Raw genomic sequence first — 24,367 nt, forward strand, 5'->3', positions numbered from 1 at the left:
CCTCAATCACGAGGATAACATCCATGACCACGACGTATCATATTGCGGACATCCGGAACGTCGCCCTCGCTGGACATGGGGCGTCGGGGAAGACCAGCCTCGCCGACGCCCTTTTATTCGCCGCAGGCGCCACGCAGCGCAAAGGATCGGTCGACGACGGAACGAGCACGCTGGATTACGACGACGAAGAAAAACGCAGACATTTCACGATCGACTGCCACCTCGGCCACCTCGCCTGGAACGACAAGCAAGTCCACCTGATCGACTCCCCCGGCTACCCCGACTTCATCGGCAACGCCCTGAGCGCTCTGGCCGCCGTTGAGAACGTCGTGCTGGCGGTCTCGGGACCGGCCGGCATCGAGGTCAACACCCGGCGGCTGTTCAACGAGGCTCGGCGGCTGAGCCTCGGCCGATTCATCGCCATCACCAAGATGGACGCCGACAACGTCGACTACCGCTCCGACCTGGAAGCGATCCGCGAAACCTTCGGTAATTCGTGCGTGCCGTTCAACGTGCCGATCGGCCAGGGGGCGAGCTTCTCAGGCGTGATCGACGTCCTCCAGACCCACGACGACGACCCGGCCGACTGCCCCTTGGCCCCCAGCGAAGCCTACCAGATGCTCGTCGAGCAGATCGTCGAGACCGACGAAGACCTCATGACGCGCTATCTCGAAGGCGAATCGATCGACGTCGAAGAGCTGCGCAAGGCCGCGCACGACGCCATCGCCGCGGGCAAGCTGGTGCCGATCCTCTGCGTCTGCACTCGCAAGGATCTCGGCGTGAAGGAGCTGCTCGACCTGATCACGACCTGTGGCCTGAGCCCCAGCGACGTCCATCGGTTCGGTACGCGCGGCGACGACGGCGACGCCTCCGACGAGGAGATCCTCCCCGCCGAGGACGGCACCCTGGTGGCCCAGGTGTTCAAGACCTCCAACGACCAGTTCATGGGCAAGCTCAGCTTTCTGCGCATCCTCTCCGGCCGGATCACGCCCGACACCAACCTCGTCAACCTCCGCAGCGGCAAGACCGGCAAGGCGGGGCACGTCTACGTTCTGCAAGGCAAGGCCCAGGAAGAGGTCTCCGAAGCGATCGCCGGCGACATCGTGGCGATCGCCAAGTTCGACGACCTCCACGTTTCCGACACGGTCAGCAACGTCGGCGGCAACACGTCTGTCCGCCAGCTCAAGGTTTCGCCGATCAAGTTCCCCGCCCCCATGGTCCCCCGCGCCGTCGTGCCGAAGGCCCGCGAGGACGAGTCCAAGATCTCCGCGGGACTGGCCAAGATCGCCGACGAGGACCCGACCTTCACCATCCGTCGCGACGCCCAGACGCACGAGCTGGTGATCTCGGGGATGAGCGACCTGCACCTCGACGTCATCCAGCAGCGACTCAAGAACCGCTACAAATTGGAGATGACGACGCACATCCCGCACGTGCCCTACCTCGAAACGATCACGACGCCGGCCGAGGCCGACTACCGCCACAAGAAGCAGACCGGCGGTCGCGGCCAGTTCGCCGAGGTCCACCTCCGCGTCCGCCCGGTCGAGCGCGGCAAGGGCTTCACGTTCACCGACGCGGTCAAGGGGGGAACGATTCCCAACCAGTACATCCCGGCCGTCGAGAAGGGGGTCCGCGAACGGCTCGACCGGGGGGCGGTTTCGGGCAACCAGGTCGTCGACGTCGAGGTCGAGGTCTACTTCGGCAAGGACCACCCGGTCGACAGTTCGGAACAAGCCTTCAAGACGGCCGCCGACCACGCGTTCCGCCGGGCGTTCGAGAAGGCGAATCCCGTCTTGCTCGAACCGATCGTGTCGGTCGAGGTCACTGTTCCGTCGGCCCATTTCGGCGACATCTCGGCCGACATGTCGACCCGCCGGGGACACATCACCGGGATGGAAACCCTGTCCGCCGGCCAGCAGACCATCCAGGCGGTCGTCCCGCTGGCCGAAATGCTCTCGTACGCGTCCACCCTCAAGAGCATGACCTCGGGACACGGCTCGTACACCATGGAGATGCACGGCTACGAGGCCGTTCCGCCCAACATCCAGCAGCAAATCGTCGACCGCTATCAGCGAAGCCGCGCGGGCGTCGAGGAAGAATGAGCCGACACGACGGGCCGCATGGCAGCCAGCGCGGCCCGTCGTCCCTCCAGCTCAAATGCGGATTTGTCTTTTCAGCGCATCCACTTCGTCCTGATTCTCGGCGATGGACCAATCGTCCAGGAGCGCCAGATACCGGTATCGCACGGCTTGGAAGACGTGGAAGAAGCCGGACAGGTGGAGCTTACGGCAGTCTGAGCTGTCGCAGGAGCAAGACCATTCCCATTCGGTGTCGACGTCCCGACGCCGAGGCAATGCCGCGGCCGCAATGCGGACCGCGCCGGTCATGTCGAGTCCGCTGCTTTCTTCACGATGGTATCGGCTGGACCAAGGAGTCGTCCATCTTCCGACCGAAGCTCCAACCTGCGGACGGGCAGCCCCCCCTCGCGGTCAACCAGCACCGAGTGGGTCTCGCCAGGCTCGTAAAAGGACTCTTCGCCCCACTGCCTCAGTCCGACCACCACATGGAAGAGCCCGCGCCCTCGCGGCGTCAGAACGTACTCCTGGTACACGCTACCGTCGGACGCAGGCGCAAGCTCCAGGATTCCGTGGGCGGTCAACGCGCGCAAACGGGCTGTTAGAATGTTCTTCGCGACGCCCAAACTCTTCTGAAACTCGCCAAAACGGCGCAAGCCGTCGAATGCGTCGCGGATGATCAAGAGCGACCACCAATCGCCAATCGCGTCCAGAGACCTGGCGACGGGGCACTCCGCTCCTTCAAGACTCGTCCGCTTAACCATTTCGCCCTCCTATGAACGGCCAGGCCACACGTGACCGCCGTCACGACGCCATAGGGCCGCCGCCCGACTGCCCGACAATTCTGGTTGCATTATAAAACCAAATTCGCTAGAGTTCAAGCGGTTTCATTATGCAACCATTTTGCAGAGGAGAGCCGATGATGTCGGTCGAGAACGTTCAGAGGTTGACCACCGGCGGGGATGTCGGGGAGCCTGTGCAATCGGCGTGCGGGAGGAGCGACAGGGCTGAATCCGCCGCGGCTCCATCGGTGCCAGGTCCGTTGGTGTTTCTCTTTGCGATCGCCGCCGGGTTGAGCGTCGCCAACGTCTACTATGCGCATCAGTTGTTAGACGCCGTCGCGCGCGAATTCCGGATCAGTGATGGTTCCGTAGGGATCGTCGTGACCGCCGCACAGTCAGGATATGCGTTGGGATTGCTCTTGCTGACGCCGTTGGGTGATCTGCTGAACCGCCGCCGACTGATCATCGGTCAGTTGCTGGCGTCCGTGCTGGCGCTCGTCGCAGTGGCCTTCGCTCCGAATATCGGGGTGCTGCTGGCGGGTATGGCGACGGTCGGGTTTCTCGCCGTCGTGGTGCAGACGCTGGTTGCGTTCGCGGCGACCTTGGCTGCCAGCGAAGAGCGCGGACGCGTGGTCGGCTCGGTAACGAGCGGCGTGGTGCTCGGCATTCTGCTGGCGCGAGTCGTGGCCGGGTTTTTGGTGGATCTCGCCGGCTGGCGAGCGGTCTACCTCACTTCCGCGATCTTCACGTTGATCATGGCCGGTGCGCTGTTCCGGGTTCTGCCGGAACATGAACGCGTGGGCCTGTCGCCGTCGTATCCACGTCTGCTGCGTTCGGTGTTCGTCCTGTTCGTCGAGGAGCCGATTCTGCGCATCCGCGCCGGGATCGCGATGCTGATTTTCGCTGCGTTCAGCGCCTTCTGGACTTCCCTGGTGCTCCACCTCAGCGCGCCGCCGTTGTCACTCTCGCATACCACGACCGGGATGTTCGGCCTCGCGGGGGTGGCGGGAGCGCTCGCGGCGGGAAGGGCGGGTCGCCTTGCCGACCGTGGGTTGGCGAACTGGACGACCGGCGTCGGTCTGACCTTGTTGCTAGCGTCGTGGATGCTGATCGGCCTCACGCAACAGTGGATCTCCGCGCTGATCGTCGGCGTAATCCTCCTGGATCTGGCGATTCAGGCGGTGCACGTCACGAACCAGAGCCTGATCTTCACCGTCCGACCGGACGCGCGCAGTCGGCTCGTCGCCGGTTACATGGTCTTTTATTCCATCGGCAGCGGTCTGGGTTCGATCAGCTCGACCGCCGCGTATGCGTGGGCGGGCTGGACTGGCGTGTGCCTGCTCGGAGCGTTCTACAGCGCCCTCGCTCTCGCATTCTGGGCGCTCACCATGCGATGGGCACCTGGAGCGTCGACGTCGGACTCCAGCTCTCGCCTCATGCTCGGCGCTTGCCTTGAGGGGTGAAGGGCATGGGCCGGCGGAGGCAATACTCGTCCAAGCCTCCGTTGGGTGGAGCAAGTCAGAACCACGACATCAGGTGCTTTTCGAGGAACGGCGGCGGGGTGGACTTGAGAACGAGCAGGATGCCGATGACCGTCATGATAAACTGAAGGGCCGCCGCGATCCACGCGATGAGCTGGTTCGTCTTGCGGAAGTAATAGTTCCCGCGCGTCTCCTGTTCCCCGTTGATGATATGCTGACCGCGGCCGATGGTCGCCCCGCCGACCGCGAAATGCACCACGGCGCAGAGCAAGACGCTGAACAGCAGCATGCCGCATCCGAAATGCTGGTGCGGCAGTCCCTCGCCTTTCAGCTCTTGAAAGGCGATCGCGCCAAAGGCGACGAGAGTTCCCGTGTCCGAGCCTCGGATGATCTCCTCATTGCCGTAACGGAGCAGGTCGTAGCCCCAGTTGTCCGGCAGTTCTTGCTTATTGCGAGGAAAGCTATTCATGATGGAGCACGAACCGAACGAGGATCGGGAGGACGACGAAAAGTCTACGCGGCCCGCAGAACCACACCAGTCTATCACTTGCCTACGACGGCTGCCCGGCGGGCTTCGCTTTTTCGGGACTGAATCGGCCTGAGCGCTTCGTAAAGCTCGATCCCCGCTGATTGCGCAGGCTGACCGTCCAGGCGACCACCAGGATCATCACCCGCGTCGCCTTGCCACGCGCGCGCTTTGAACGCGACAGCGGCGAACCCAGCGCCTCGGGCCCGACCAGGCCGACGGCGGCGGCGAGTTCCGGCGACTTCGGTCCGGCGGTCGCAACCAGCGCCCTCAGATCGCCCGCGACTTCAACGCCCGCCCCGCGCGCCGCGGCGGCCACCTGGATCGGGGCCTTCCGACCCGAGAGCAAGATCGCCAGAATCTCCTCCAGGCTCCGACCGCCGTTCGCTCCGGTCTTGCCAGCCATCTTCGAGAACGACCCGTTCTTCCCGATTCCCTGCCCGAGAGCCCCGGGGAAATTGGGTATCAAGCCCTTCGGTGGAGGCGCGGACGACGTTCCTCGGCCCTTGGACGACGACGAACTGAGGAAATCGAGCGCCGTGATCAAGGAACTCGACAGCGGCTGGCTGACCGGCGGCGCGGCCTGATGCGCCGCCGGCGTGGGCGTCGCCACGATCGGCGGGGCGTTCACCAGCACGCTGAGCCGGGCCGAGGCCGACGCCCCCGCGAGGTCGACGACCGTGACGACGACCTGATAGGAGCCGGACCTCGCGAACGCGTGGGTGGCGAAGTAGTCGCGGAAGGTCAGCCCGCTTCCGAAGTCCGTCGAGGTCTGATCGCCCCAGTCGACCGATACGTGGAACCGATCGAGGAATCCCGGGTCGTGGAACGTCGCCAGCAGCAGGCCCGACTGATTGACGTCGATCGTGGCGGGGAACTGAACGTCGTCGAATATGGGCGCGACGTCTCCGACGTTCACGAGGAAGCTCGACGTTCCCCGCATGCCCAGCGCGTCGGTCACCTCGACCGTGGCCTGATAGACGCCGTGAACGCCGAACACACGCGTCACTGCGCCCAGGTCGCCGGGACGGTCGACGGTAAATGCCTGCTCGTCGGCGCCGTCGCTCCAGGTGACGTGGACCGTCCAGGGCGAATCGGCGCCGGGATCGGTGAAGCGACCCAGCGCCAGCGTCGCCTGACTCCCCTCAAGGGCCACCTGATCGCCGGGCGACGTCACGGTGGGCGCGACGTTCGCGACGTCGACCCCGAACGTGGCCTGATTGAACAAGCCGCCGCTGTCGGCGACCTGAATCGAGACCGCGTACCGACCCGGAACGGCGTAAGTATGCGTCAGGTTTCCCAGCGAGCCTTGCCGGCTCGTCTGGTAGACCTGGGATTCGGCAACGTCTCCCCAGTTCACGACGAACGTCCAGGGGGTGTCTTGCCCGGGGTCGGTGAAGCTCCCCAATGCGAAGCTCGCGGTGGTCCCCTCGACGGCCTTCTGATCGCCGGGCGACGTCACGGTCGGGGCGATGTTCGCCACATCGACGAGGAACAAAACCGAGTCGGCCAGGCCGTTCGCGGCGGTCACGCGGACGTTGACCGTGAACACCCCCGCGCGGGGAAAGGCGTGGCCGAGCGAATTCAGAAGGCCAGGCTGCGAGGTCGTGAACGTCTGCGCGGCCGAGTCGTCGCCCCAATCGACCTGAACCGTCCAGGACGCGTTCCGGCTCGCATCGCTGAAACTCCCCAGAGCGATCGGAGTGGATTGGCCCTCGACGGCCTTCTGATCGCCGGGCGACGCCAGCGTCGGGGCCACGCTCTGCGCGACGACCTGGAACCAGGCCGCGCCACTCAGTCCCAGGCCGTTCAGGTCGACGACCGACACGGCGACGGAATACGTCCCGGCCTGAGCGTAGAGGTGGGAGAGCGAGCCGAGATCGCCCGTCTGATCGACGCTGAAGGTCTGGATCGCCGAGCCGTCGCCCCAGCTCACGTGAACCAGCCAGGGGTCGTCCCGCCCGGGGTCGGTGAAGGCGCCAAGCCGTAAGTCGGCGGCGACGCCCTCGACGGCCGTTTGATCGCCGGGCGACGTCACGGTGGGCGCGACGTTCGCAACGGCGGTCGTGAAGGACGCATCGGCCGACAGACCGACAGCGTCGGTGACATGGACGCCGACCGCGTACGCGCCGGGCCTGACGTAAAGATGATCGAGCGTTCCGAGGTCGCCGGCATGCGCGACGTTGAAGGTTTGCGGCGACGAGCCGTCGCCCCAATCGACCACGACGGTCCACGGCGAGTCGCGGCCCGGGTCGGTGAAACTCCCCAGATCGAGACGGGCGGTCGCACCCTCGACGGCCGTTTGATCGCCGGGCGACGTCACGGTGGGCGCGACGTTGCGAACCACGATCACGGCCTGCGCGTCGGCCCGGGCGCCTTCGGGATTGTAGACCCGGATCGGCACCACGTAGGTCCCCGGATGGCCGAAGCTTAGCGACGCAGCGCCGGTGGTGTTCGAGATCGGAAACGTACCGTCGTTGTTGGGATCGAACTGGTAGGTCAGGTTCTGACCCGACGCGGGATGGTGGAGGTTGAAGGCCGTCACCACGATCGTCGCGGCCGCGCCTTCGTTAATGGGCGAGCCGACCTTCACGTCCGTGATGATCGGCGGGTTGATCGCCAGGATCGGGATGCGGCTCGCGTTTTGAAGGTCGCGCGAGAGGCCGCCCACGAAGTCGACCGAGCTTTCAGATCGGGCCGTCGACTGCAATCCGTAGATGACGCGTCCCGTCCGCTCGATCGATGCGTAAATCTGCGACAGCAGTCCGCCGTCGGTCGAGTAGAAGAACCCGGTGTCGAGCGAATCCGAACGGAAGCCGCCGGACGTGTTCATCGACAGGCCGGACTGGCCGTCAGGGCTGGTCTGCTGGGTGGTCACGCTGCTGAAGTCGCCCATCGACGCGCCGTTGACGAGCAGCACGTCCTGGTTCCGGCCCGCGTCGCCAGGCCCCGTCCCGCCACTGTTCATCGTCACGCGGACGGAGATCGCGGAGAGGCCGCCGCCCAGGGTGTCCAGGACCGACGGTGTGAACCCGGATCTGGTGCCGAGGAGCACCGGTGTTCCCGAACCGAACACTCCGCTGAACAGCTCCCCAGGGCCGAGCTGGGCCTCGATCCGGCCGCCGGACGCGCCGAACAGGTCGATCACGATGCCGCCGACCGGCGTGATCGGACTCAGAAGCGGGCCGGGCGAGGTGGGCGAGAGCATCGAGAACGAGGTCGGCACCGCCCGCTCTTCGAGCAGGTCCAGCTCCGGCGAGACGCCACGCCGCGGTCGTCGCCAGCCGTCTCGAACCGCGTCGCGCCCGTGCCGCCGCCGCCGAACGCGCCGCTCGAACGGCCATGAGGATGGGCGCGAAGAGTGTACTGTCGCAAGGAGCATGAGGATGCCGAGCCTGCGGCCTGGGGTTCGGTGAACGGTCTGGTGAGGACTTCACGACGAGCGAACGATTCGAGTCTGGGCGAAGCGCCGATCCCAATCACGTATTCGCGCGGCGCGAAAACGAAAGGGGCGGCTTGACGGCACGCCAAGTCGGCTTCGTCCAGGCCGGGGTCGTGACAGTCAGGGGAGCGTCGTCTCTCGTCGAGGAAGTCACCCCCGAATAATGCTCCACGGGATGCGAACCGTAAAGGGTCGGCCGGACGGATTGTGGAAAAACCACGAGACGGGGAGGGGATTGGGAGGTTTTGCGGGGCGAGCCCCGCGTCGACGATCAGGCCCGCCTTCGCTCGAAGGTCGGGCCCGGTGGTCGTCGCGACCGGCTCACCAGAATCCGCCGAAGCCGCCGACGCCGAAGCCGTAGCCGAAGGCGGGTCGGGCGTAGTTGTCGATATGCCCCTGGATGGAGTTGCCGCGCTGGATGCCGATCTGCTCGGCGGCGAGCTGTTCCGAGCGGTCCGGCGCGCCGCCCCCCTGATCGAACCTGGCGGTGCGGACCGGGTCGTTCTCGACCTGAAAGCGGTCGCCGGCCGGATAGTATTCCGCATAACGACCGGCGCCGCTCGGGTTGCGGAAGCCGGCGGTCTCGTCGCCGTGATAGTAGCCGGGATACGGATAGGGGTAGTGCTGGACCACGCTTCTTCTGTGCTGCTGGTAGTGGGCCTGCGGCCTCACGTACGAAGGATACACGTTCGGATTCTTGGTCGTCCCCGTCGAAGCGAGCGGCGACTCGCCGGCGATCGGCGGCGGCGGGGGAGGGGCGGTCTGGCCGAAGGCCGCCGGCGCGGCCCAGAGGGCCGCCGCGACCGCCACGGCGGGAAGCCATCGGATTCGGAGACGTGCGAGCGTCATGGAAGGTCGTTCCCTGGTGGTCTCGGATTCAAAGGCGATCGTGAACGGTCGCGAGTGCCAATTCAAGTTTAGTCGATCGCCGCGTCGAGCGACGAGCGACTTCGAGATTTTCCAGGAACGAGTCGGAACGAATCGACGTTTCGGCGTCAGGCCGTGTCGTAAGAGAGGTTGGGGGCCAGCCACCGCTCAATCGTGGAGAGGGGCTCGCCTTTCCGAGCGGCGTACTCTTGCACCTGGTCGCGCTGGATGAAGTCGACGGCGAAGTAGCGGGCCTGGGGATGCGCGAAATAGAGCCCGCTGACCGAGGCGCCCGGCTGCATCGCGAACGACTCGGTGAGCTGGATGCCGGTCGCTTCCTCGGCGTCGAGCAAGGTCCAGAGCGTGGACTTCTCGGTGTGATCGGGGCACGACGGATAGCCCGCGGCCGGGCGGATGCCCCGGTACTTCTCGGCGATGAGGTCGTCGGGAGAGAGCTGTTCGTCGAGGCCGTAGCCCCAGTCGCGGCGGACCCGCACATGGAGCGCCTCGGCGAAAGACTCGGCGAGCCGGTCAGCCAGGGCCTCGGCCATGATCGCGTTGTAGTCGTCGAGTTCGTCCTTGAACCCCTTGACCAGCGCCTGGCTGCCGATGCCGCTGGTCACCGCGAACCCTCCGATATAGTCGGCCTTGCCCGAATCAAGCGGCGCGACGAAGTCGGCAAGGCAGCGGAATTCGTTCTGCCCCTGGCGTTCCCACTGCTGGCGGAGGAAGTGGAGCCGGCTTCGCTCCTGGGTCCGGGTGTCGTCGGTGAAGATCACCACGTCGTCGCCGTCGGCGTTGGCGGGGAAGAACCCGTAGACGCCGTGCGCGGTCAGCAACTTCTCGCGGATGATCTGGTCGAGCAAGGCCCTCGCCTTCTCATACAGCTCGCGGGCCGTCTCGCCGACCACCGGGTCCTGGAGGATCGCCGGATACTTCCCCTTCAACTCCCAGGCCATGAAGAACGGCGACCAGTCGACGTACGGCACCAGCTCTTCCAACGGAAAGTCGCGGAGCACGCGCGTGCCGAGGAACGACGGCTTGGCGATCGGCGACTCCGACCAGTCGATTCGCGGACTCCGCCGTCGCGCGTCTTCGAGAGAGATCAGGTTCCGCTGGCGACGGGCCGCGAACGCGACACGCTCCTTCTCCTGCATCGTCCGGTTCTGAAGGTCGAAATCGGGTTTCGTCTCGGGCCGGTTGAGGCGGTCGACGACGCCGACGCATCGTGATGCGTCCTTCACGTGGATCACCGTCTCGCTGTACTGGGGCGCGATCTTGACGGCCGTGTGCTTGACGCTGGTCGTCGCCCCACCGATCAGGAGCGGAAGCTTGAACCCCTCGCGCTCCATCTCCTTGGCGACGTGGACCATCTCGTCGAGCGAGGGGGTGATCAGGCCCGACAGGCCGATGAAGTCGACTTCGTGCTCGCGGGCCTTCTTGAGGATGTCCTCGCAAGGGATCATGACGCCGAGGTCGATCACCTCGTAATCGTTGCAGGCGAGGACGACGCCGACGATGTTCTTGCCGATGTCGTGGACGTCCCCTTTGACCGTGGCCATGAGGATCTTGCCCCGGGCCTTGCGGGCGTTGGGATCGGACTCGCCGGCGGCGGCGGCCCTGGCTTTCTCGGCCTCCATCAGCGGGGTCAGATGGGCGACGGCCTTCTTCATCACCCGGGCGCTCTTGACCACCTGGGGCAGGAACATCTTGCCCGCGCCGAACAGGTCGCCGACAACGTTCATCCCATCCATCAGCGGGCCTTCGATGATCGACAGCGGCTTGGGGAATTCGAGCAGCGCCTCGTCGACGTCGGTCTCGACGTAGTCGACCGTGCCGGTCACCAGCGCGTGCTTGAGCCGTTCGGCGACGCTTGCGTCGCGCCAGGCCATGTCTCGGCCGCCGTCCTTCTTGCCGGCCGACTTGACGCTTTCGGCGAACTCGGTCAGCCGGTCGGCCGCGTCGGGGCGGCGGTTGAGCAGCACGTCCTCGACGTGCACGAGCAGATCCTTGGGGATCTCTTCGTAGACTTCGAGCTGGCCGGCGTTGACGATGCCCATATCGAGCCCGGCTCGGATGGCGTGGTAGAGGAACGCGGCGTTCATCGCCTCGCGGACGAGGTCGTTGCCGCGATACGAGAACGAGACGTTGCTCACGCCGCCGGAGGTCTTCGACCTCGGGAACAGCCGCTTCAACTCGCGGACGGCCTCGATGAACTCGACCGCGTAGTTGTTGTGCTCCTCGATGCCGGTGCCGACCGTCAGGATGTTGACGTCGAAGATGATGTCCTCGGGCTGGAAGCCCGCCGTCTCGGTCAGCAGTTTGTAGGCCCGCTTGCAGATCTCGACCTTGCGGTCGCACTCGACGGCCTGGCCGGTCTCGTCGAACGCCATGACGACGACGGCCGCCCCGTAGCGGCGGACGAGCTTGGCCTGTTCGAGGAACTTCGCCTCGCCCTCCTTGAGGCTGATCGAGTTGACGATCGACTTGCCCTGGACGCACTTGAGGCCCGCCTCGATCACACTCCACTTGGAGCTGTCGATCATGATCGGCGCCTTAGCGACGTTGGGATCGGCCGAGATCAGGTTCAAAAAGCGTGTCATCGCCTGCTCGCCGTCGATCATGCCCTCGTCCATGTTGACGTCGACGATGTTCGCGCCGCCGTCGACCTGGTCGCGCGCCACGCTCACTGCGGCCTCGTAGTCGCCGCTGCGAATGAGCCGGGCGAACCGCTTCGAGCCGGTGATGTTGGTCCGCTCGCCGACCATGGTGAAGTTCGTCTCGGGGCGGAGGACCAGAGGGTCCATCCCGCTGTACGTCGAGTACCCCGGCAGATCAGGAATCTTCCGCGGCGGGACTCCCTGGACCTGCTCGGCGATGGCTGCGATCCACTCGGGCGTGGTTCCGCAGCAGCCCCCCACGAGGTTCAGCCAGCCGTTGCGGGCGAACTCGCCGAGGACCTTCGCGGTATGGGCCTTGTCGCCCTGAAAGCCGCCGAAGCCGTCGGGCATGCCGGCGTTGGGGTAGCAGCTCACCCGCGTCCGGCAGAGGCTCGAAAGCGCCTCGACCGACGACCGCATCTGATCGACGCCGACCGCGCAGTTCAAGCCCACGCTCAAGGCGTCGAAGTGCGACACCGAGTAGTAGAAAGAGTCGACCGGCTGGGCCGAGAGGGTGCGGTGGTTGTCGAAGATCGTCCCCGAGATCATCACCGGGAGCCGCCGGCCGATCTCCTCGAAGTAGGAATCGATGGCGAACAGGCACGACTTCAGTACGAGCGTGTCGAACGACGTCTCGGGCAACAGGAGGTCGACTCCCGCCTCGACAAGCGCCGCGATCTGGACCTTGTAGTTGGCGACCATCTCGTCGAACGTCACGTCGCGCCGGCCGGGGTCCTCGACGTCGATGCCCATCGACAGTTGCTTCTTCGTCGGCCCGATGCTGCCGGCGACGAACCGGGGCTTGTCCGGATTGCGCCGGGTGTAGTCGTCGGCGGCCTTGCGAGCGATCTCGACGGCCCGCACGTTCAGCTCGCGAACATGCTCGTCGAGCCCGAACTCCTCCAGCGACAGCGGGTTGTTGTTGAACGTGTCGGTCTCGATGATGTCGGCGCCCGCTTCGAGGTAGGCGCGATGGATGTCCTCGATCATCTGGGGCTGGGACAAGACGAGGATTTCCGTGCAGTTCTTCAGCCTGATGGGATGATTCGCGAACCGGCTGCCCCGATAATCCTCTTCCGTGGGTTGATACGAGTAGATCACCGAGCCCATCGCACCGTCGAGAACGAGAATCCGTTCCGCCAGGATTTCCTCAAGGCGAGACGATGCGGTGCCAATACCTTTGTTCACGATCATGCGTCCATTTAATGGGATGTGCGACCAGCTCTCAGGTCGCGCGACACGACGTAACAGGCCAAGCGGCGAGGCGGCGGGTTCTGACCGGGAGCGGCGTCGTGGTTGAATTATCTGTGCGGATGCGCACGGATGTCAAGCGAACTTGGTCCGACAGCCGTCGTGGAACAGCAAGCGTCGCCGAGATCCCACAAGGGGCTTGAACTCGCCGGTCGCGCCGCGAACGATACCAGGAACGGCTCACGACGTCGTCACGACCGCGAAGGTCTCTTATGCCCACGTTCGACCCGGATCTCGACATCCCTCGCGCCAGCGCCCAGAACCCGTACGGCGAGAGCGTCGCCGAGTACCAGAGAGTGCTCGCCAACCCGCTGCCGGCCGTCGTGGGACTGGTTGGAGCCTGGGCGGTTCTTTGCTATTCCCTGCGAGTCCGGAACCTGCCGCTGTTCCTGATCGCGTTGATCCTGACGGCCCTCTGCCCGTTCTTGATCCAGTACCACTGCCTTGACTGCGGCCGCACGGACTTCGCCTTCCGCTCGCGTCGGCACGCCTGCGCCGAGACGCTCAGGCGGTGGCGGCTGGGAGAGCCCGCCACGCGCAAGCCTCCCCGGCTGCGAACCCAGGTCAAGGCGTGGATCTGGTCGCTTTTCGTCGCGGTATTGATCTATGCCATTCTCGCCGGCGGCGGCCGTTGACCCGTTCACCGCCTCGTTGCGATCGCCCGCCGCGCCCGCTAACCTCGTACTCGTGACGACCCGCATCGGCGGTCGATTTCGACGGTACGCTTTTGGGAGCTCTCCCCACCCATGAAGACTCGACATTTTGCGGCGATGGCCTTCTCGGCCGGCCTCCTGTTCACGGGCGCCGATGAGGCGCGGGCCAAGGACACCCCGACCCTGGGGAAGATCGAACGACTCGACCCGAAACTCGACGCGATCGTCCCGACCGACGGCCGCATCGAGCGCGTCGCCGAGGGCTTCGACTGGTCGGAAGGAACAGTCTGGGACGCCGTCGGCTCGCAGCTGCTGTTCTCCGACGTGCCGCTGAACGTCGTCCACAGATGGACGAAGGGACAGGGAACCGGCGTCCTCCTCAAGCCGAGCGGGTACACCGGATCGAAGCCGCGCGGCGGCGAACCCGGATCGAACGGCCTGACGTTCGACCACAAGGGGCGGCTCGTCCTCTGCCAGCACGGCGACCGCCGAATCGCACGGTTGGTGTCCGATGGAAGCTTCGCCACTCTGGCCGATCGCTACGACGGCAAGCGGTTCAACAGCCCCAATGATGGCGTTTTCAAATCGAACGGCGACTACTATTTCACCGACCCCCCGTACGGCCTGCTCAAGCTGAACGACGACCCGGCCAAGGAGATCCCGTTCAACGGCGTCTACCGGGTGACCCCCGACGGCTCGGTCACGCTCCTGACCAAGGAGCTGACGTTCCCCAACGGAATCGCGTTCTCGCCCGATGAGAAGACGCTGTACGTCGCCAATTCCGATCCCAAGCGGGCGGTCTGGACGGCCTATCCGGTCAAGGAAGACGGCACGATCGGCGAGGGCCGCGTGTTCGCCGACGTGACCTCGAAGGTCGGCAAGGAAAACCCTGGATTGCCTGACGGAATGAAGGTCGACGTGAACGGCAACGTCTTCGCGACCGGTCCCGGCGGCGTCTTCATCTTCTCATCCGACGGCACGCACCTGGGGACGCTCAACTCCGGCGAGGCCACCGGCAACTGTGCGTTCGGCGAGGATGGGTCGGTGCTGTACATCGCGTCCGACATGTACATCGGCCGGGTGCAGCTCAAGACCAAAGGGCTGATCCCCGGCGTCCGCAAGCCTTGACGATCGTTTATCCGAGAGGATGCCCACGATGAGCGACGAGAAGGTCTACAAGGACGACGAGATCGCCGCCAGGACGGCCGAGCTTGGTCTGGACGCCTGGTACATGGAGGATGGCTGGCTGCGCCGGAAGGTGAGCACCGACGGCTGGCAGACGACGCTTCAGGTCGTGAACCTCGTGGGCTTCCTCTGCGAGGCGGCGTATCATCACGCCGACCTGTCGGTGACCTGGGGCAAGGTCTGGATCAAGTTCAAGACCCACTCGGCCGGCGGGATCACCGACAAGGATTTCGCCCTGGCCCGCAAGATCGAAGACAGCGTCTTCTGGCGGCCCGAGGCCGGCGGCCCGCTGGAAGGCACGCCCAACAAATTCGTCATCAACAAGAAGTGAGAAGTAACGACGCGCGTTCAACGCCGACGGCTCAGACGAGATCCCGGCCCAGTTCGAGGACTTCCTCGGCGTCCAGGATCGTGTCGTTGGCGTTGAACAGCGCTTTCACGGCCTTCTTGTGGATCTTCATCTTGAGCCCGCCGACGCCCAGCGCGCCCCAGGCGCGGGCGCCGTGGCGCTCGACGTTCTTGTCGGTCGCCTCGATTCCCTCGACGCCCAGCGGCGGGACGGCGTTGAGATCGACGACCACGCGAAGGTCCGATCGGCCCTGCCAGAGCGCGGCGGAGAGCACCTGCGCCCCCTCGGGACCGGCGGCTACGACGACCGACGCCTTCGCGATCGTGGCGTTGAGTTGCGCCGGGTCGCCGCCCGTGAACGCCTCGAAGCGTCCGCCCGTCGTATTTCGAAGCCGCTCGGCGAGGGATTGCGCGCGGCCGAGATCGCGCGAGCCGATCGACACGGAAGCCCCGAGCCGGCTCAAGAGCCGAGCCACCCGCTGGCCGACCGGGCCGGTCGCGGGGAGCACGACGGCGTGCGCGCCGTCGAGCGAGCCTCCCACGCTCGTGAGCGCGGCGAGCGCCGCGGCGGCGGCCGTGGTGTTCGCGCCGTTGGCGTCGAACAGGACCGAGACCCGGAACGGGCCGAAGAACGTCTCCTTGATCGTCTCCAGGACGGCTTCCCCGGCGGCGACGTTCGACCCGCCGACGAACAGGGCCGTCTGGCGCAGGTCGGCCGGGCCTCGGGTGAACAGCGCGCCGTAGACCAGGTCGCGGACGTTGTCGGGCGTCACGCTCGCGTGCCGGAACAGGTGGTCGACCCCCGCGTCGACGGCGACCACGCCGTCGAAGACGCTGGGCTGGGCGTCGGTGTCAAGCTGAACCAGGATGGTCGGTTTCGAGTTGGACATGGCGCGACCCCATAACATAAGCGGAAGGGGGTTCATGTGCGGGTGATTGCGAACCGGGCTCCGGCGCGACCTTGGCCGCGCCGAAGCCCGTCGAATTCCATCGATCAAGTTCGGTTCGTCACTTGGCGAACGGGTGCTCGACCGAATCCTTCTTGGCGGTGATCTCGCTGATCGGCGGCTCGTTCTTCATCGCGCGCTGGATGGAGAGCTTGGTCGCCTCGTAGTTGTACTTGAGGATCTTGGCGTTGTCTTCGGCGGCGGGGTGGATGAACACGCCGCAGACGATGACGAGGTCTTCGGCGGCGTCGGCCGGGATCACGCCCTCGGCGACGCTGTCTGCGACCGCCTTGGCGACGGCGGCCTGAGCCGGGCCGAACATCTGCACGGCCTGCTTCATCCCCTTGATCGTCACCTTGGTGACCATCACGGTCGCCGGCTTGGCGACTAGGTTGGGCGTGAGCACCGCCAGCAGGTTCGTGTGCCCGGCCGACTGGTTGGCCAGCGCGTTGGCGAAAGCGAGCCCGACCGGGCCGTCCTTCTTGCCGATCAAGAGGTCGATGTGGGCGATTTCGTTGCCCTCGCCGACGAGCGCTTCGCCGACGTTCATCAGAATATTCGTGGCCATGCTTCCCTATCTCCCTGTGAGACGCGCATCGACTTTCGCGGGAAAGTCGACGGCGTCGAGCCTCGCGCCGTCGCCGCGCGCCACCTCCGGCGCACGACCAAGACACGCATGATAGACGGCCGAGCCTCTCGGGGCAACCCCGTGAAACGACCTCCGGATCGCGGGGAAGGAGATTGTTTCAACGCGAGGAAACTGGTTCAATACTTGTCAAGCAGGCGGGGGACTAACCAGTCGAGGAGTGTTTCTCGCGCGTTCCCGAGCCTGCGTCCGCCGACCTTTTTCCGACGGAGTTGAACGATGCGCAAACTCTTGACGCTCGTAGCCTGCGGCGTTCTGTTCGCGGGCGTGAGCGCCCTCCACGCTGACGACAAGGGCAAGAAGGTCACCATTGAAGGTGAAGGCCTCTGCGCCAAGTGCGCCCTCAAAGAGGCCAAGGAGTGCCAGAACGCCGTCATCGTCACCAAGGACGGCAAGAAGACGACCTACTACCTTGAGAAGAACGAGTTCTTCAAGGACGCCCACCAGGGCCTGGGCATTTGCCAAGCCAAGAAGGACTCGCCGGTCAAGGTGAAGGTCACCGGGACCGTGGTTGAGAAGGAAGGCAAGAAGCTTCTCACCCCGACCGAGAAGATCACCAAGAACGACGACTGACCGATTCCCCACAGAATCGCTCTTGAGCCATGCCAGGACCCTCGTCTCGCTCCTCCGACCGAGACGGGGTTTTTTCATGCCTACGACCGCGGACGTCTTGATCGTCGGTGCCAGCACCCGAGCCGCGGCCTTCTCCGCCGCCCGCGCCGGACTGCGTCCGCGCTGCCTCGACCAGTACGCCGACGCCGACCTTACGGACCTCTGTCCGACGTCGCGCTTCGACCCCCTTGAAGACGAAGCTCGCCTCGACCAGATGGCGGCGGCTCACGACTGCCCCTCCTGGTTCTACACCGGACCGCTTGAAAACCATCCCGGGCTGATTGAACGGCTGAAACCCGCCGGCCCACTTCTCGGCAATGGTCCGGAGACGCTCCGCGCGATTCGCGACCCCTGGCGGGTGGCCGCATCACTGGCTCGCAACGGCCTGGCCGGGCCGTCGCTGGCGCGCGTCTCGGAACGACCGCCCGCGCCCGGACGCTGGCTCCTCAAGCCGTTGGCCTCGGCCGGCGGCCGGTCGATCTTCCGGGCCGAAGAGTCGGCCGCCCGCGCTGACGCATCATTCTATTATCAAGAGTTCGTCGACGGCCCGACGCTCTCCGCGCTGTACGTCGCGGCGGAGGGACGCGCGCGATTACTCGGTGTCGCCCGGCAGTTTCAAGGAGCGCCGGAGGCTCCGTTCCTGTATCGCGGCGGGATCGGTCCGTGGCCCGTCTCGAATGCGACCACCACGCGGCTTCGCCTGCTCGGTGAGGTGCTGGCGGCCGAGTTCGCGCTCATCGGGCTGTTCGGCGTCGATTTCATTCTGAACGACGACGAGCCCTGGCCGATCGAGGTCAACCCGCGCTACACCGCGTCGGTCGAGATCCTCGAACTCGCCATGGGCCGCGCGCTGCTCCGCGATCACGTCCTCGCGTGCGCCGAGGGGCGATTGCCCGAAGCTTTCGAGTCTTCCGCTTCGCGAATCGTCGGCAAGCGCATCCTTTATGCAAGACAAAGGCTCGTCACGCCGCCGATCGCCGTACCGGGCCGATCGGCCGACCTGTTCGCCGTTCCTTCGATCGCTGACGTTCCCTGGCCGGGAACCACGATCGACACGCTCGAACCGATCATGACCGTCTTCGCCACGGCGACGACCGCCGAGATCTGCGCGGCACGGCTTGACCAGATCGAGGCCGAATGGATGGAACGGCTCGAACGAGCCGGCGAGCGACGATGATCAGGGCGTTTCGGGCAGCGATCGCGGGAGGTCGGAATCGTCGCCGAGCGAGGGCGTCCAGGTTTCCTTGACGCTCACACCGCTCGTCGCCAGCTCGATCATCCGGCCGGCGAGGTGAATGATCCGCCGCGCCGCCTGATCGCGGGGAACGCCCCGGGCGTGGATGTTCGAGATCAAATTCCGGCGCGAGTCGTCGTGTCCGTTCCGCGGCCGATAAGCCAGGTAGGCCGAAAGGCTTTCGGCCGTCGCCAGGCCGGGCCGCTCGCCGATCAAGAGGACGACGACGGCCGGATCGAGTATTTCGCCGACGTCGTTGAGCACGCCGACCCGACAGCGACGGACGAAGAACGGCCGCCCCAGACTCCAGCCGGCGCGGGTCGCGAGATCGCCGAGCCGAGGAAGCAGCCCCGGCGCCTGGGCGACGATCGCCCGGGCGGAGAGGCCGTCGCCAAGCACGATCTGAAGATCAACGCCCGACGGACACCGGCCCGCGACTTCGTCACGTGCCGAAACGCAGAGGGATCGGCCGAGGTCGGGCCGCAGCAGGTATTCGTCTTTACTGGTCGCAAGGGTCGAGACTTCGAACAGTCCCCAACGATCGATGAAGTCACGGCCGAGGTCGGCTTCGAGGTCGATCTCGTCGCGGACGGCGTCGCGGGCCGCCGCGTGGTCGGCCCGAAGTTCGAGCCACGTCCGCGTCGTGTACGACCCGCCGACGCGGCCGGTCAAGATCCGCGCCGGAGTCCGTGCCTGGACCTGTTCGAGAAAGCGGGAGGCGTCGGTTTCGATCTTCGGTTCGAGGTCGTCCATCGCGGTCGGCTCCTGGAGACTTCAGGACGTCGCGTTCGCCGGAATTTCGATCCGGGGGGCCTCGGCGTGGGTCCGCAGCGAGACGGGCGGCCCGGGGAAGCGATTGCGTTCGCCAGCGAACCACACGACGGCCAGGATCGCCGCCATGCCGCCGACCACCCAGAGCGAACGCTCGTTGGGCTGCTGCATGCCGATCACGATCAAGCCGCCGCAGCCGGCGGCGCTCAGCCAGGCGAGCGGGCGATACCAGCGGCCGAGCCGCCATGGCCCCATCACCGTCCACGTTCGCCCGTAGGCGAGCGCTCCGAGCACGCTCGGCAAGACGTAGGAGAGGTAGAGCAGGATCGTGCAGACGGCCGTGATCGTCGAGTAGACCGGAGTGTAGACCGTGAACAAGACGGCGGCCGACGACACCAGCCAGATCGCGACGGCCGGCGACCGTCGTTTCGGGCAGACCCAGCGGACGGCCGTCGAGAACGGCAGGCCGCCGTCGCGGGCGAAGGCGAAAGCCATCCGAGAGGCCGAAGTCACCGTGGCCAGGCCGCAAAGGTATTGCGATACGACGATCCCGGCCGACAGACCGAGAGCGAGCCAGCCCGGCAGCGCGGATCGCAGAATCCAGAGGAACGCCCCTTCGCCCTGATTCGCGGCCTCGACGACGCTCGGGGCCGCGAGCACGACGGCCGACAGCAACGCCCAGCCGGCGATTCCCGAGATCAAAACCGACCGCACGATGCCGCGCGGCACCATCTCGGTCGCGCCGACGGTCTCCTCGGAGGCGTGGGCCGAGGCGTCGAAACCGGTGATCGTATAAGCCGGCAAGAGTGCGCCGAGCGCGAACAGCATGGCCATCTGATCGGTGCGCGGCCAGACGCCGCCCCCCGCCTCGCCGCTGAAGTTCTGGAACGTGATCAGCCGCGCGAATTCCAGGCCGGGCGCGAACCAGAGCAGGCAGCCGACGAGCACCGCCGAGACCAGGAGAATCCAGTAGCCGCTGAAGTCGGTGAGCTTCGCCGTTACGCCGATGCCCAGGTGATTGATCGCCGCTTGCGAGCCCGTGATCCCGATCACGACGAGCGACTGAACCAGGTGCTCGCCCCAGGAATCGGCGTCGCCGTGGCCGACCCCGAGGGCCGTCGCGGCGAATCGGTAGGTGCCGACGTTGATGGCGGCGAGCACCGTCACGAGGCCCGCCAGGTTGAACCAGGCCGTCGCCCATCCCCAGCCGCGACCGCCGAGGATCGCCGCCCAATGGTAGAGACCGCCGGCCGTCGGGAAAGCCGACGCGAGCTGACCCATCGTCGCGGCGACCGCCATCGAAAAGAGCGCGACCAGCGGCCAGCCCAGGCCGATCGACGCCCCCCCGACGCTGGAAAGGCCGAGGTGGAACGAACTCACCCCGCCGGCCAAAATGCAGATGATCGAGAACGAGATCGCGAAGTTCGAGAACCCGCTCAGCCGACGGGAAAGCTCTTGCTTGTAACCGAGCCCTCGCAAGACCCGAGCGTCGTCGATCGCGGTCTGGCTGGATTCATCGTTCTCGGTCGCGTCAGGCACGTTCCCTATCCCCTCAACACGGTTTCCAACTGCCGCAAGACCCGGTCGCGCGCCTCGGCCCACTCGACCGCCCGGGCCGCTCCAAATCCCCGCGCGGTGAGCCACGCTTCGAACTCGGGCGCCGGGCGAAGGCTCAACAGCGAGCGAACGGCGACCGCGTCGTGATAGCTCGTCGACTGATAGTTGAGCATGACGTCGTCGGAGCAGGGAACCCCCATGAAGAAATTGCAGCCGGCCGCCGCCAGTAGGAGTTGGAGGTTGTCGGCCGAATTCTGGTCGGCCGCCGCATGGTTCGTATAGCAGACGTCGACCCCCATCGGCAGCCCCAGCAGCTTGCCCACAAAGTGATCCTCAAGCCCCGCGCGGATGATCTGCCGCTCGTCGAACAAGTATTCGGGCCCGATGAAGCCGACGACGCTGTTGACCAGGAACGGGTCGAAAGCGCGCGCCACGCCGTGCGCCCGGGCCTCCAGCGTCAACTGATCCACCCCGTGGTGAGCGGCGGCCGAAAGCGCGCTCCCCTGGCCGGTCTCGAAATACATCGCCTGTCGGCCGACCCACACGACGTCGCGGCGGTCGTGGCTTTCGAGCACGCGCTCACGCCCTTCGCGGAGCAGCGTGAGGTCGACGCCAAAGCTGCGATTCGCCGACTCGGTCCCGGCGACCGACTGAAACAGCAGGTCGACCGGCGCGCCTCGCTCCAGGCAGGCGAGCTGAGTCGTGATGTGCGCCAGGCAACACGCCTGGGTCGGAATCGCGAAGGCGTCGATCAGACGATCGAGCCCGCGCAGGATGTTCTCGACCACATCGACCGACTCGGTCGCCGGGTTGACGCCGATCACCGCGTCGCCACATCCGTAGGTAAGTCCGTCGGCCGCCGAGAGCAGGATACCCCCGAGGTCGTCGCTGGGGTGATTCGGCTGGACCCGAATTCCCAGCACCCCGCGCACGCCCATCGTATTGCGACACCGGGTGACGACCCGGATCTTGGCGGCGGCGACCACGAGGTCCTTGTTGCTCATCAGCTTGGCGACGGCCGCCGCAATCTCCGGCGTGATCCCCTGGCGGACGGCCGCAAGCTGCTCGCCGGTCGTCGCGTCGTCGAGAATCCATTCGCGGAACGCGCCGACGGTCAGGCCGCGCAACGGGCGGAAAGCCGCGGCGTCGAGTTGGTCGAGGATCAGCCGGCTGACCTCGTCGTGGTCGGGATCGATGACCGGGTTGTCGACGATTTCGCCCAACGTCAGCTCGGACAGGACGATCTTGGCCGCGACCCGCTCGCGCTCGGTCCGGGCGGCGACGCCCGCGAGCTGGTCGCCCGACTTCTCCTCGTTGGCCTTGGCCAACACCTCGACCAGGCCGGCGAAGGTGAATCGTTCTCCGCGGATCGTCGTGGCAAGGTTCACGCGTCGGGACTCCGAAAGCGACTCGACTCGCGGTGGTCAGAGCGTTTTCAGATACGCGATCAGATCCGACAGCTCTTGCTCGGTGAGCGCGCCGCCCCCGGTGATCTCGGCGCTGTGGGGGCCGGTGAGGGCGTCGCGGAGCGTCGGCGACCGGGCGTCGTGGAGATAGGGATACTTGTCGTAAACGCCCCGGAGCGACGGGGGGTTGTATCCTTCATAAGCGTCGTCTGGTTCTTCGAGACCCGTCGAGTGGATTTTGCCGTCGGTCAACTCGGGACCGCCGTGGCAGGTGTTGCAGGCGGCCTTGGCCGATCGGTAGACGGCCTTGCCACGCTCGACTTTGGCCGAAGCGATTCCGTCGGCGGCCCGGTACGGGTTCTTGGGATACTCAAGAGTTTCGAGATACGCCACGACCGCGCGCGTCTCGTCATGCGTCGGCTTCGGGCCTTGCATGCTCTTGGTGAACGACTCGACGCAGGCTTCTTCAAGGCTCGTCTGCCAGCCGTGCCACGTCCAGGGGGCCGTCTTCGCCACGCCTCTCAGAGTGGGCGACTTTTTGCGGCTTCGCTCATGGACGTTCCGCAAATCCTGCCTGCCATCGTTGAGCGTGTCGTAGTGAAGGCCGTTGGTGTGGCCGTCGCTGTGGCAGGTGTTGCAACTGTACCACTGGTTGAACGACCGCGCGGCGTCGTGGAAGAGGATCTCCCCCTGGCGCGCCAGCGACACCGTCTCCGGGGCCCCCAGGGCGATGGTCTCGACCAGGCGGGCCGATTCGGCATCGACGACCTGGACGGAATCGGCCAGGTAGTTGGCGACGTAGAGCGTCTTGCCGTCGGGAGCGAAAGCCAGCTCGGTCGGCCGGCCGCCGAGCGTCACGCGACGGAACCGACCGTCGCCGTTGAGAAGTTCCTGGGGAATCAGGTCGCGCGAGCCGTCGATGCGCCACGGCAGTCGGCGGCGATCGGTCCGGAAGAGCATGACTTCATGTGATCCGCCGAGACCGACGGCCAGCAGCTTGCCGTCGGGACTGATCGCGACGCCGTGGGCGTCGGCCGCGGCCTTGCCCTGGGCGTCGAGAGAGATCGTCGCGAACGGCTCGGCTTCCTTGAGGTCGACGCGCGTCAGCCGCTGGCCGAGCACCCAGCCGAGGTCGATGTTGTTCTTCGTGACCGCGAATCCGCGAGCCCTCATGTTGGCGAGGTAGGCGAACCGGCCGTCGGGCGCGACGGCGACCTGCCGCAGGTTGTCGCCCTCGACGGAGACCGTCTTCTTGACCGTGAAGCTCGCCGCGTCGATCACCGTGACGTTCTGCGACCGCGCGTTGTCGACCACCAGCAGCGACTCGTCCGGCGACAGGGCCAGACTGCGCGGCTCTTTGCCCACGGCGAGCCGGCCGGTGACGGCGAGCTTGTCGAGATCCACCCGCGCGACCTCGTCGGCCACGCCGACCGCCACGAAGGCGGTCTTGCCGTCGCGGCTGAGGGCCACCCCCCTGGGCTCGGGTCCGACTTCGAGCCGGCCCACCACGCGAAGTTTGTCGTTCTGAATTTCGAGGACGGCCAGGTCGTAGCCGTACCAGTGCGCGACGGCCCCGCGGCGGCCGTCGGCCGAGATCGCCACGCCGGCGGGACGGTCTCCCGTGGCGATCTCGTCGAGCACCTTGGCCGACCCGGCGTCGACCAGGCTGACCGTGCCGGCCGTCTGGTTGGCGGTGAGCAGCCGACGGCCGTCAGCGGAAAGGGCCAGGGCGACCGGCGAGCGGTGGACTTCCGCCTGGACCTTGGCCCTCGAGTCGGGCGATTCCGGCCCGCCGGCGCTTGACCGACGGCCGCCGATCGCCAGCGTCGCGACCACCGCGACGATTCCCAATGCCAGACTGATCCAGGTCGAACGGCCGTGGTCTTTCATCGAGAAGGCTCCAGCCCAGCCCGCCGCGAACGGG

19 protein-coding genes are annotated in these 24,367 nt (G+C 66.1%); 8 read left to right on the plus strand and 11 right to left on the minus strand.

The window, feature by feature from the left end:
• Positions 1-23 precede the first annotated feature (23 nt).
• Both fusA and BSF38_RS31525 read left to right on the plus strand, forming a co-directional pair.
• Positions 24-2,102 (plus strand): elongation factor G, encoded by a 2,079-nt coding sequence (gene fusA / locus BSF38_RS24445; RefSeq protein WP_076349698.1) that lies wholly within the window; start codon positions 24-26, stop codon positions 2,100-2,102.
• 18 nt (positions 2,103-2,120) lie between these two features.
• Positions 2,121-2,297 (plus strand): hypothetical protein, encoded by a 177-nt coding sequence (locus BSF38_RS31525; RefSeq protein WP_168189451.1) that lies wholly within the window; start codon positions 2,121-2,123, stop codon positions 2,295-2,297.
• An 86-nt stretch (positions 2,298-2,383) separates the two neighbouring features.
• On the opposite strand, the gene BSF38_RS24455 is transcribed toward BSF38_RS31525, so the two are convergent.
• On the minus strand, positions 2,384-2,839 hold the full coding sequence (locus tag BSF38_RS24455) for a winged helix-turn-helix transcriptional regulator (protein WP_076349700.1): 456 nt from the start codon (positions 2,837-2,839) through the stop codon (positions 2,384-2,386).
• A gap of 158 nt (positions 2,840-2,997) precedes the next feature.
• On the opposite strand from BSF38_RS24455, the gene BSF38_RS24460 reads away from it, so the two are divergent.
• The gene (locus BSF38_RS24460; protein WP_076351420.1) at positions 2,998-4,320 is read left to right on the plus strand and encodes an MFS transporter; all 1,323 of its coding nucleotides are present in this window, start codon (positions 2,998-3,000) and stop codon (positions 4,318-4,320) included.
• A gap of 55 nt (positions 4,321-4,375) precedes the next feature.
• On the opposite strand, the gene BSF38_RS24465 is transcribed toward BSF38_RS24460, so the two are convergent.
• From BSF38_RS24465 to metH, 4 genes are all read right to left on the minus strand, one after another.
• A complete protein-coding gene (locus BSF38_RS24465) occupies positions 4,376-4,807 on the minus strand; it encodes a hypothetical protein (RefSeq protein ID WP_076349701.1) in 432 nt (143 codons plus the stop codon).
• Positions 4,808-4,889: 82 nt separating this feature from the next.
• On the minus strand, positions 4,890-8,090 hold the full coding sequence (locus BSF38_RS24470) for a PKD domain-containing protein (protein ID WP_076349702.1): 3,201 nt from the start codon (positions 8,088-8,090) through the stop codon (positions 4,890-4,892).
• Between the two features lie 537 nt (positions 8,091-8,627).
• A complete protein-coding gene (locus BSF38_RS24475; protein WP_076349703.1) occupies positions 8,628-9,155 on the minus strand; it encodes a hypothetical protein in 528 nt (175 codons plus the stop codon).
• Between the two features lie 146 nt (positions 9,156-9,301).
• Positions 9,302-13,021: a methionine synthase gene (metH, locus tag BSF38_RS24480; RefSeq protein ID WP_237170596.1), complete on the minus strand. Its 3,720-nt coding sequence runs from the start codon at positions 13,019-13,021 to the stop codon at positions 9,302-9,304.
• A gap of 275 nt (positions 13,022-13,296) precedes the next feature.
• On the opposite strand from metH, the gene BSF38_RS24485 reads away from it, so the two are divergent.
• The 3 genes from BSF38_RS24485 (at position 13,297) to BSF38_RS24495 (ending at position 15,253) form a co-directional block, all read left to right on the plus strand.
• Complete coding sequence (locus tag BSF38_RS24485; protein ID WP_076349705.1) at positions 13,297-13,719, plus strand: hypothetical protein; 423 nt, start codon at positions 13,297-13,299, stop codon at positions 13,717-13,719.
• Positions 13,720-13,830: 111 nt separating this feature from the next.
• The gene (locus tag BSF38_RS24490; protein ID WP_099092026.1) at positions 13,831-14,865 is read left to right on the plus strand and encodes an SMP-30/gluconolactonase/LRE family protein; all 1,035 of its coding nucleotides are present in this window, start codon (positions 13,831-13,833) and stop codon (positions 14,863-14,865) included.
• A gap of 28 nt (positions 14,866-14,893) precedes the next feature.
• Positions 14,894-15,253, plus strand: a complete 360-nt coding sequence (locus BSF38_RS24495; RefSeq protein WP_076351424.1) for a 4a-hydroxytetrahydrobiopterin dehydratase — start codon at positions 14,894-14,896, stop codon at positions 15,251-15,253.
• Between the two features lie 31 nt (positions 15,254-15,284).
• On the opposite strand, the gene BSF38_RS24500 is transcribed toward BSF38_RS24495, so the two are convergent.
• Together BSF38_RS24500 and fae are read right to left on the minus strand one after the other, a co-directional pair.
• A complete protein-coding gene (locus tag BSF38_RS24500; protein ID WP_076349706.1) occupies positions 15,285-16,160 on the minus strand; it encodes an NAD(P)-dependent methylenetetrahydromethanopterin dehydrogenase in 876 nt (291 codons plus the stop codon).
• Between the two features lie 118 nt (positions 16,161-16,278).
• Positions 16,279-16,785 (minus strand): formaldehyde-activating enzyme, encoded by a 507-nt coding sequence (gene fae, locus BSF38_RS24505; protein ID WP_076349707.1) that lies wholly within the window; start codon positions 16,783-16,785, stop codon positions 16,279-16,281.
• Between the two features lie 297 nt (positions 16,786-17,082).
• Between fae and BSF38_RS24510 the strand changes: the two genes are divergently transcribed.
• Positions 17,083-17,436 (plus strand): DUF6370 family protein, encoded by a 354-nt coding sequence (locus tag BSF38_RS24510; protein ID WP_076349708.1) that lies wholly within the window; start codon positions 17,083-17,085, stop codon positions 17,434-17,436.
• Between the two features lie 76 nt (positions 17,437-17,512).
• Positions 17,513-18,652, plus strand: a complete 1,140-nt coding sequence (locus BSF38_RS24515) for an ATP-grasp domain-containing protein (protein WP_076349709.1) — start codon at positions 17,513-17,515, stop codon at positions 18,650-18,652.
• Here the strand turns inward: BSF38_RS24515 and eutC are convergent, their stop codons facing one another.
• Genes eutC through BSF38_RS24535 form a run of 4 tightly spaced genes read right to left on the minus strand, consistent with a single transcriptional unit; the run spans position 18,653 to position 24,333 of the window.
• A complete protein-coding gene (gene eutC / locus BSF38_RS24520) occupies positions 18,653-19,462 on the minus strand; it encodes an ethanolamine ammonia-lyase subunit EutC (protein WP_076349710.1) in 810 nt (269 codons plus the stop codon).
• Between the two features lie 21 nt (positions 19,463-19,483).
• Positions 19,484-21,019 (minus strand): amino acid permease, encoded by a 1,536-nt coding sequence (locus BSF38_RS24525; protein ID WP_083713409.1) that lies wholly within the window; start codon positions 21,017-21,019, stop codon positions 19,484-19,486.
• Positions 21,020-21,024: 5 nt separating this feature from the next.
• Entirely contained in the window at positions 21,025-22,425 is a 1,401-nt protein-coding gene (locus BSF38_RS24530) for an ethanolamine ammonia-lyase subunit EutB (RefSeq protein WP_076349711.1), read from the minus strand.
• Positions 22,426-22,461: 36 nt separating this feature from the next.
• Complete coding sequence (locus tag BSF38_RS24535; RefSeq protein ID WP_076349712.1) at positions 22,462-24,333, minus strand: YVTN family beta-propeller repeat protein; 1,872 nt, start codon at positions 24,331-24,333, stop codon at positions 22,462-22,464.
• Positions 24,334-24,367: the final 34 nt, after the last annotated feature.

It is taken from the genome of Paludisphaera borealis (assembly GCF_001956985.1).
GTDB classification, from domain to species: domain Bacteria; phylum Planctomycetota; class Planctomycetia; order Isosphaerales; family Isosphaeraceae; genus Paludisphaera; species Paludisphaera borealis.